At 68.8% G+C, this 7,282-nt stretch carries 6 protein-coding genes; 1 reads left to right on the plus strand and 5 read right to left on the minus strand.

The features are described 5' to 3' along the window. A partial coding sequence (locus tag EB084_16005; GenBank protein ID NDD29762.1) for a hypothetical protein occupies positions 1–647 on the plus strand: 647 nt, incomplete at its 5' end. A gap of 132 nt (positions 648–779) precedes the next feature. Here the strand turns inward: EB084_16005 and EB084_16010 are convergent. The 5 genes from EB084_16010 to EB084_16030 form a co-directional block, all read right to left on the minus strand. Next, a complete protein-coding gene (locus EB084_16010; protein ID NDD29763.1) occupies positions 780–1,142 on the minus strand; it encodes a hypothetical protein in 363 nt (120 codons plus the stop codon). 124 nt (positions 1,143–1,266) lie between these two features. Continuing rightward, positions 1,267–1,716, minus strand: a complete 450-nt coding sequence (locus EB084_16015) for a hypothetical protein (GenBank protein NDD29764.1) — start codon at positions 1,714–1,716, stop codon at positions 1,267–1,269. A gap of 29 nt (positions 1,717–1,745) precedes the next feature. Beyond that, positions 1,746–2,780: a hypothetical protein gene (locus EB084_16020; GenBank protein ID NDD29765.1), complete on the minus strand. Its 1,035-nt coding sequence runs from the start codon at positions 2,778–2,780 to the stop codon at positions 1,746–1,748. Further along, positions 2,743–3,297, minus strand: coding sequence for a hypothetical protein (locus EB084_16025; protein ID NDD29766.1), 555 nt, complete (start codon positions 3,295–3,297; stop codon positions 2,743–2,745). Before EB084_16025 ends, EB084_16020 begins: the two co-directional genes overlap by 38 nt. 855 nt (positions 3,298–4,152) lie before the next feature. Next, positions 4,153–7,282, minus strand: a 3,130-nt coding sequence (locus tag EB084_16030; GenBank protein NDD29767.1) for a hypothetical protein, incomplete at its 5' end; no start/stop codon positions are given.

Below are 7,282 nucleotides of genomic sequence, written 5' to 3' on the forward strand. Positions count from 1 at the left end.
AGGCCCGTGCCCAGCTCGAAGAGCAGGCGGCGGCAACCCTGGCGCAGTCACGGCAAGAGTCTGCTGCAGGCGACCAGAAGCTGGGCGCGGGCAGTGCCGCCCGCCAGCAAGGCCTCGACGCCATCGCAACGGCACGCGCCGAGCAGGACCAGGCCATCGGAGGTCAGCAGGCTGCGCTGGAGACCGTGCGCACGGGGCTCGACGCGGCAGACGCCGCACGTGCCACCAAGGCTGAAGGGCTTGGGCACGCAACCGTCGGCGACGCCATCGTTGCGCTCGCCAACCAGATCGAGCGCGAGGCCCTGGCCGAGATGCGCGCCGCTCAGGGCGACGAAACAGCCGCGCTGTCCGACAAGCAGGCTGCCCTCGAGAGCATCCGCCAAGGACAGGCGACAGAGCAAGCGGGACGCGTCCAGCAGCAGCAGGGACATGCCGACGTGGTCGCGGGCGACGCCCTCGAGCACGAAGGTGCGGCGCTCGAGCAGAAAGGGCAGGCCGAGAAGGCCTCAGGAGCGCGCCTGATCGCGGCGGGCGAGGCGCGGCAGGCCCAGGGACGCACCCAGCAGAGCGCCGGTGACGCCATCGCAAAGAAGGGCGAGGAGTACCTCAAGCTCGCCCAGGAGATTCCCTACCACATCGCGGGCTGAGGAACGCCCTGGCGTCCTCGTCTTCAACACGGACAGCATGCGCCACGGGCAGGCATATCACTGCAGTGGGATGGAGAGGCGCGGGCAGCGGCCGACGCATCAACGCGTCACCGCTGCGCCCGTGGCGTGCCTTCAGCCCTGCCCCTGACCACCCGCATTCGAGGGCGCGCCCGGCGTGCCCATGGCCAGCTGCATCCAGATCTGGTTGATGTACTGGAAGTACTGCATCATCGACTTCGCAAGAAGGGCCTGGGTGTTGCCGCCCCCCTGCAGCGAGGTCACGCCCGGGCCACCGGCGCCGATTCCCCCGAGCGCGGCGATGCTCGAGATCATCGACTGCATGCCTTGCCCCTGCTGCATCAGGAGACCGTACGACATCAGGTTGTTCCCGACCGGGTCGACACCCGCGGGAAAGCTGGAGATCGCGTCCATGGAGTAGGGCCCTCCGTCCTCGCTGTGCCGCGACGCCCCTGGGGGGACGGCGACGCACGCCATGCACGGGTTCTCGTGACCGGAGGAGGCGAAGTTCAGGGGGGAGATGTTAGCAGTTTGTTGCCGCAACGTTACATTTTCTCGAGCACGCGCAGACCGAGGTCGTTCTGCCTGCGCGTGCCACGGCTCAGGGCTTCTTCGGTGCCCTGGCGGCATGTTGCATGGTCTTCCAGCGCTTGAGCTGCTCTGCGGTCATCGCGCTCTCCACGCGACGTGACGTGGTGACATCGAGCATGCGCGCCTCGAGCTCGAGCGCACCGATCTGCTGGTACTTCGCGCGAATCGCCTCCAGCGACGCGCCGTCGGCGAGCAGCCGGCCAAGGTCCTGATAGGCCCTGTTCAGCGCCGCACGCGAGCCGCCCAGCTGCTTCTGGAAATCGTCGAGCACCGCCTTGATCTTCTCGACCTGGGCGTCGCTGAGCCCGAGCTCCGCACGGCAGTCGACGATGGTCTTCACCGGGGCGCGACCCGACGGATTCGCGGGCGTCGCGGGGCGAGGCGTGGGCGTCTGTGCAAGGGCCGCAGATGGGAGCAGCAACACGAGTGCGATGCGCGCGATGAGCAGGCGACGTGACATCAATGAGAGACCTCTCTGCGATCTGTTCTTCAATGAGTAGGTGCGCCGCCAGGGGCAGGAGTGCCTTCCACGGGAGACGCGAAGGGTGAGGGGGCGACCTTGGGAACCCTTGACGCCTTGCCTGCGCTCGCTTCCGGGTCGCTGAGGGCGATGGGCAGCCCTCGGGTGAGCGCGGCCTCGCGCGCGACGCGCGCAGTCCAGCGATCTGCGAGCCCCAATGCGCGTACGAGCCGTCGTGACGCGATCACCGGATCGCCGCGGCCATAGACGTCGGGGAAGGTCACGAGGAAGAGCGCGCCGTCTGCCCGTCGCCCCACCTTCGCGGTCTCGTACTCGACGCGCACGGTCATGCCGACGCGCACGAGATCGTAGAGCGCGCAGATCTCGCTCGGATAGAGACGGATGCATCCACCGGTGGTGCTCAACCCGATGTTCACCGCGCGATTCGTCGAGTGGATGCCATATGCGCCCACCCCAAGACCGATCCACCGCGCGCCCAGCGGATTGTCGGGGCCGGGCGGAACGGGGCCGATCCCTTTGAAGCGAGGCGGGGGGAACCAAGTGGGATTCTTCACCTTCTCGGTGACGTGCGTGCGCATGAGCGGCGTCGGACACTCCCCCGAGAACCCGATGGACACGGGGAAGAAGCGCACGAACCTCCCCTCCCTGAAGAGATACAGCCCCCGCTCGGGGAGGTTCACCACGATCCCGTCGTACGGGGGAGACACAGGCATCACACGCGCACCTGGAACGATCACGGGGGTGCCCGCATAGATCTCGGTGGCCTCGGAGGGCCAGTCATTGGCAAAGCAGAGATGGTCGATGGCAAGGTGATTGCGCTCGGCGATGGAGAGCAATGTGTCGCCCTCGCGCGCCGCATCGCGTCCCACGGTCCCGACCATGGGGCGTGCCCTGGCTGCGGCAACCGCCTCTCGCTGCGGGTTCGACGCAACCGCGCGTTGCCCCAGACGCGCCCCCGCTGGCGTCAGCAGCAAGGCCGCGCTGAGACCGAGGGCGATGACGACGTCAGCGCGCACCGGCCCTCTCGAGCGTCTGCCGGACATCGGCCCACAGGTTGTTGGTGAGGCGGTCGAGCTCGCGCGTGGCCAGTGAGCGGCCGGCTCGATTCACGTCGGCCTTGACGTCGGTGCGCATCTTCTCCTTGTCAGCCGCCGTGCGTGCCGGTTTCTGCTCGAGAACCGCCCACAGCGCGCGCTGGATGACGATGCGCCGATGCTGCAGGGGGGCCAGGATCGCGGTGTACTTCCCCTGGGCGTCGAGGGCGAGCCCCGCATACAGAACCTGGAGCGCGGCGGCGTAGCGTTCGAGCGCGCCCGACAGCGTGAAGGCGATCGACTGGCCCTTGGGAGGCGGTGCCGCCTTGAAGTCGAGGCAGTATCCGGTGAGGGGAACCGTGACCGACTCTCCGGCGGCCAGCGCGACAGAGGCCTGCCCCTCGAGCATGACCGATTGGATGTTCGAGCCTTGTGGCGCGCCCAGAACCATGCCCGGCACGAACTCGAGCGCGAGGGACGCCCCCGTGGTGTTGGTGACGCACAGCTCAACCATCACGTCGGCCACCCTCCCCGTTCCGGTGAACGAACATCGCACGCATCCCTTCGACATCAGGGTGCCAAAAGCGAGGTTCGCCGATTGCACCCGCGCGAGCAGCGCGGCGCCTGTCAGCGTGTACGAGGCGCTCGACGCGGCGCCGGAGGACGACTGCGTGCCGGCAACCTGACCGTTGCCGCCGGCCGTGGATGACCCTGCATCTGGGCCACTCGACGCGGAGGCCGCGGAGCCACCGCTCAGGGGAGGCCTTCCCGACGCTGGGGCACCCGCTCCTGGAGGAGCTCCTGGTGGCGGTCCGCTCGTGCTTCCCGTCCCTGGACCAGATTTCCCCGATGGCGGAACGCGCGTCACCCCGTCTCCGGGCGACGGCCCCGGTCCGCCGGTGGGAGGCGGGATCGGTCTCACGGGCGGATGCACCGAGATGGGGGGCACGGTTCCCGGCGGAACCGGCCCTGGGGGCGGTGTCACCGTGATGGGGCGAGGCGTGGGCGACACCGTGCCACCAGGGTCGGGGGACGACACGAGGCCATGGGGAGAAAGCTCGGGAGAGGCCGCCGTGACCGGCGCGGCAGGGGTTGGTGACGCGACGGGGCTCGTGTTCACCGACGTAGTCTGATCGCCTCCCACCGGCGCGGGCGTGCCGGCCTTCCCACGTAGGAACGACGGGTCATTGCGGTCAGGCAGCACCCGGGCGCTGCCCGAGGGCGCGGAACGCGGCTTGCCCACCTTGACGGGCGGGCCGCTCGAGCGGTCGCGCACATCGCGCCCCGCGCGAACGGGAGACGTCGCCGTCAGCAGCGCGACAAGCGCGCCCACAGACACCAGGAGCCACGACCAGCGAAGGCGGTTCATGCGCGCACTCTCCTACTTGCCGCCATGCTTGTGCAGCATGAACTGGGGATCGTCGAGCTCGAGCACGGTATCGAGATTCACCTCGGTAGACGCCATCGGGTCGACGAAGAAGATGTCGTAGAAGCGGTCCAGGTAGAAGCTCGTGACGCCAAGCGTGACGCGATCCTGTGCCAGTCCGCTGTTGGTGATGAGCACCACGTGCAAGCCGTCTGTGGTGGTCTGGTTGGTCTTCTGGCTCAGCAGGTCGCCGTTGAACGTGCCTGCGTGGGCCAGGTTGGGCGAAGAGGTGACGATGATGTCATTCGACACCCGCCCGCGCAAGGAGATGACGCGCGCCCCGACCGCCAGCTGGCCGGTGATGTCGACACCGATGGCGCTGGTCTGTCCGGCGCCGATGGTGCCGTTCACAGCCGTGATGCTCGAGGGGCCGGCGGCCGTGATGTTGAGCACTCCGTTCCCCGTGGGCGCGAGCAGCACCGAACCCGAATCGACCACGATATCGATGGTGCCGCGAGAGGTCGAGGTGCCGAGCAGCAGGTCGCCCTGACGCACGACCACGCTGACGTTGCCGCCCGCGGTGATGCCGTGGAGCGTGCTGCTGGTGCTGCAGGGGATGTCAGTCACGCTCAACCCCTGCGTGCCCACGCTCACCAGCGCCACGTCGCGGCCCGCGCTCACGGCAACACCCCGAGCGTCGAGCCCCACCTGCGTGTTGCTCTCGACCTGACCCACGTTCTCCCCTGCCACCAGCACCACGCACGGCGCGTTCACGTCAACGCGGTTGCCGCCCGTGCCCTTGATGGAGCCTGCGGTGGCGGTGATCTCGGCAAGGCTTCCGGCGGTGACCGAGCCCGGCGCGAGAACCACCACGTTGTTCGCGCTCGAGAGAACCACGTCGGCTCCCGCGGAGACGGGTGAAGAGATCGTGAGGTCGCTGGCGCTGATGTTCACCGTGCCACGGGCGGCGACGCCTTCGAGCCTCACCGCACCCTTCAAGGTTGCCCCGCTCACAAGCGTGAGCGCGCCCGTGTTCGTGAGCCAGATGTCGCCCGTCCCCGCCTGACCCGAGAAGGTCGAGACCTGCGTTGAGAGGCGACCGTTGCTGCGGCCGATGGAGTCGCTGGCGAAGACCACCAGGTTGCGTCCCCCCACGTCGATGCGCGAGGTTCCGCTCTGGGTGACCGATCCGCGATTGGCCTCGAGGCTCACGGTGCCGTTGGCGTTGTCGGCAAACGCACCCCCGCTGCCCAGGGCGATGCTGTCGGCGCTGATGGCCACGTTGAGGGCCTTCACATCGCTGTTGAGGGTGATCGACCCGCTCGTGGCGGTCAGGCACGCCAGCGAGCCCGCCGTGATGCCGTTCACCACCGTCGAATCGATGAGCGTGCTCGACGCGCCCACAGCGTAGCCGTTGGCGTCGTTCACCGCGAACACACCACTGGCCGAGCCCGCCAGCACGTTTGTCTCGACGCGCACCGGCGCCGCTGCGCTGCCCACATTGCCACCTGTGCTGGTGAGCACCACTGTGGGCGCGCTCACCACCCCCGACGGGGTGGTGATGTCGCCACTGGCCACGAGGGCCGCGCGGTTGGTGCCCGTCACGTTGTCATTGAGGGTGATGTTGCCGGCCAGGGTGTGCAGCGCAACGTCGGAGCCCGATACCGGCTTCGTCACCACGATGTCGCCGGTGGCCGCGGTGAGCGACACCGGTCCGCTCGAGGTCACCCCCGTCACGGGGATGAACGAGCACACCGTGGATGCCGTGCCTACGGTGAAGCCCCGCTGGTCGAAGATGTAGATGCCCGTGGGGGCCGACGCCGCGAGGTTCGCGGTGTCGACCTGGATGGGCGCGCCAGCCGTTCCTATGCCACCGTTGGTCGCGATGAGCGCGACATTGGCGCCGGTGATGCGACCCTGGCCCGTGATGGAACCGAAGGCCTCGACACTGGCCGTGCCGTTCACCCCCGTGGCGGTGAGGGTGCTGTTGAGGATGACGTTGCCGTTCAGCGACTCGAGACCGTAGCTCTCGCCCGAGACCGGCGCGTTGAGGATGAGGTCGCCCAGGGTCATCAGGCAGAGCTGGCCGCCCGAGATGCCCACCACCGAGGTGCTCGTGCACACGGTGGTGACGGTGCCCGCGACGATGGTATCCGGCGAGGCGTAGTTGATGACCGACCCGGCCGTGGCGGCCAGGGTGATGGTTCCACCCGCCGTGAGGGCGTGCACCTCGAGCGGCGTCACGAGCGTGCCCACCTCGCCGGCGCTGGCGATGAAGGCCGCATTCGCAGCGGTGATGACCCCCGTGCCGACGATGGAGCGACCGGCCTCGAAGCTGGCCACGCCTGTGGTGTCAGTGGCCGTCACGGCGGCATTGACGTTCACCACGGACGCCACGCCCGACGCAAGCACACCCACACTGGCGCCCTGCATCGGGTTGGCGATGGTGAGGTCACCCACCGTGCTGACGCACACCACACCGCTGGCACTGACGCCGGTGACGAGGGTGGCCACACCGCCCAGGGCGGGGGTGGTGTCGACCGTGCTGAAGGCCCCGATGGTGAGACCGAGGTTGGTGGCGTTGAGGTCTTGATCGGCGACGAAGACGCCACCGTTCGTGCTCTGGGCCGCCAGGGTGGCGGCGTCGATCTTCACCGGCGTGCCCGCGGCCCCGACGGCCCCGCTGGCCCGCAGGACAACCTGGTTGCCCTGCACCACGCCGGCGCCACCGTTGACGCCCCCCGCGGTCGAGACCAGGCTGGCCTCGCCCGACGTGGTGTTTGCGTTCACGTTGGCTCCCAGGGTGATGTCGCCCGTCGCGTAGAGCCCGACGTTGGCCCCCACGATGGCGTTGCTCACCGTGAGCGTGCCCGATGTCACCAGCAGCACGTCACCCGTGCCGGTGCCGACGCCGGAGGTGCTCAGCGCCCCCGGTCCGCCCATCCCGGAGAAGTCGAAGCTCTGGAGCGCTCCAACGGTGAGGGCGCCCGACGTGTTGTTGACGAGCACGTCACCCGCAACGCCCATGACAGCCAGGGTCGAAGTGTCGGTGCGCACCGGCGAGCCTGCGGTGCCGATGCCCGTGCTGGCCAGCAGATTCACCGCGTTGCCGCTCACCAGGCCCGTGCCGTCGGTGATGGCACCG

Source organism: Pseudomonadota bacterium, assembly GCA_010028905.1.
Taxonomy (GTDB): Bacteria; Vulcanimicrobiota; Xenobia; order RGZZ01; family RGZZ01; genus RGZZ01.

What these genes read in the sequence shown, in the direction of transcription:
- EB084_16010 (NDD29763.1), bottom strand. Translation starts at nt 1,142, where the DNA reads ATGGCGTGCGTCGCCGTCCCCCCAGGGGCGTCGCGGCACAGCGAGGAC.
- EB084_16020 (NDD29765.1), bottom strand. Translation starts at nt 2,780, where the DNA reads ATGTCCGGCAGACGCTCGAGAGGGCCGGTGCGCGCTGACGTCGTCATC.
- EB084_16015 (NDD29764.1), bottom strand. Translation starts at nt 1,716, where the DNA reads ATGTCACGTCGCCTGCTCATCGCGCGCATCGCACTCGTGTTGCTGCTC.